A 428-nucleotide genomic window follows, 5' to 3' on the forward strand; every position below is an offset into this window, starting at 1 on the left:
GTGCAGCGCCGGGCGCCCATCTATGACAAGGGGCAGGACGGCCACTACAATCTGATCTCGGCGCTGCACAAATCCGTGCGCGGCTCCGATCCCGATGCGGCGCTCTACTATTTCGCCCGCATGGTCGACGCGGGCGAGGATCCGCTGTTCCTCGGCCGACGGCTGGTGCGGATGGCGATCGAGGATATCGGCCTGGCCGACCCGCAGGCCCTCGTCGTCGCCAATGCGGCCAAGGACGCCTATGATTTCCTCGGCTCACCGGAGGGCGAACTGGCCTTTGCCAATGCTGTCGTCTATCTCGCCACGGCGCCAAAGTCGAACGCGGTCTACACCGCCTTCAAGGCGGCGACGCAGGCGGCGAAATTCCATGGCTCGCTCTTGCCGCCCAAGCATATCCTCAACGCGCCGACCAAGCTCATGTCCAATGA

At 64.5% G+C, this 428-nt stretch carries 1 protein-coding gene; it reads left to right on the forward strand.

Going from position 1 to position 428, the window contains the following annotated elements:
• Positions 1-428 (forward strand): AAA family ATPase (locus AC1D0P_RS30210; protein ID WP_477680100.1); only part of this gene is annotated, 428 nt, incomplete at both ends.

The sequence above is a fragment of the Polaromonas sp. P1_G2 genome (assembly GCF_056405515.1).